The organism is Streptomyces phytophilus (assembly GCF_013870535.1).
GTDB lineage: Bacteria > Actinomycetota > Actinomycetes > Streptomycetales > Streptomycetaceae > Streptomyces > Streptomyces phytophilus.
This window is the reverse complement of the sequence record NZ_JACBXC010001595.1, coordinates 1-1,187: the sequence shown is the minus strand read 5'-3', so window position 1 is coordinate 1,187 and position 1,187 is coordinate 1. Positions and strand designations below refer to the sequence as shown.

At 74.3% G+C, this 1,187-nt stretch carries 2 protein-coding genes; both read left to right on the top strand.

What is annotated here, in order from left to right; translation table 11 throughout:
• Window positions 1–165: 165 nt before the first annotated feature.
• Entirely contained in the window at window positions 166–405 is a 240-nt protein-coding gene (locus H5J30_RS34495) for a hypothetical protein (RefSeq protein ID WP_181791753.1), read from the top strand.
• Window positions 402–1,187 (top strand): AAA family ATPase (locus H5J30_RS34490; protein ID WP_181791752.1); only part of this gene is annotated, 786 nt, incomplete at its 3' end. The genes H5J30_RS34495 and H5J30_RS34490, both read left to right, overlap by 4 nt.

Below are 1,187 nucleotides of genomic sequence, written 5' to 3'. Positions count from 1 at the left end.
ACTACTGGCAGCGGCGCGCCGCCACGCCGTGGTCGTAGGCCCGCCGCCGACCTCCCGCCCGCCCCGCTGCGAGCGGCGCGGGACCGCGGCTCCGCGGCTTTAAGGGGATTTTCGCCTCCCGGTGATGACATGCGGTAACGCAGTCGTCTGACGGAGGAGACCCCGATGTCCCGTCGTATACGCAGGCTCTCGGTCGCCGGTGCCGCCGTGTTCGCCGTCGCCGGCCTGGCCACGGGCGCGTCCGCCGCGCTCGACAGCGGTGGCGGCGAACCCGAGGTGCGGCTCGTGGTCAACGAGGACCGCGAGCGGACCGGCGCCGCCCGGACCGGTACGCACAAGGACTGCCCGGACAAGGGCGGTTCGCAGGCGCCCTCGGGCGCCGCCGAGAACGCGGGCGACCTGTGACCACCACCGCCACCACCGGGGCGGTCCCGGGGCCCGCCGCACCGGGCCCCGGGACCGCGCTCCTGGAACAGGCACTCTTCGAGGTCAAGCGGGTGATCGTCGGCCAGGACCGGATGGTGGAGCGGCTGCTGACCGCCGTGCTGGCCCGCGGGCACTGCCTGCTCCAGGGCGTGCCCGGCGTCGCCAAGACGCTGGCGGCGGCCACGCTCGCCACCGTGTCGGGCGGCACGTTCCACCGCATCCAGTTCACCCCCGACCTGGTGCCGTCCGACATCACCGGCACCCGCATCTACCGGCCCTCCAGCGAGACGTTCGGCATCGAACCCGGGCCGGTCGCCGCCAACTTCGTCCTCGCCGACGAGATCAACCGCGCCCCCGCCAAGGTCCAGTCCGCGCTGCTCGAAGTCATGGCCGAGCGGCAGGTCAGCATCGGCGGCCGGACCATCCCCATGCCCGAGCCGTTCCTCGTCCTGGCCACCCAGAACCCCGTCGAGTCCGAGGGCGTCTACCAGCTGCCGGAGGCCCAGCGCGACCGCTTCCTGCTCAAGGTCGACGTCGCCGCGCCCACCGAGGACGAGGAACTGGCGATCCTCTACCGGATGAGCGTCGATCCGCCCACCGCCCGGCGGGTGCTCGCGCCGCACACCCTCGCCGCCCTCCAGCGGCGCGCCGACGAGGTGTTCGTCCACCACGCGCTCGCGCAGTACGCGGTACGCCTCGTCCTCGCCACCCGCGACCTCGCCGCCCGCGGCGACGCCGACGGCGGGGGGCGGCTCGCGTAC

Excerpts from the sequence above, each read along its gene's own strand:
- H5J30_RS34495 (WP_181791753.1), top strand. The coding sequence starts at position 166 with ATGTCCCGTCGTATACGCAGGCTCTCGGTCGCCGGTGCCGCCGTGTTC.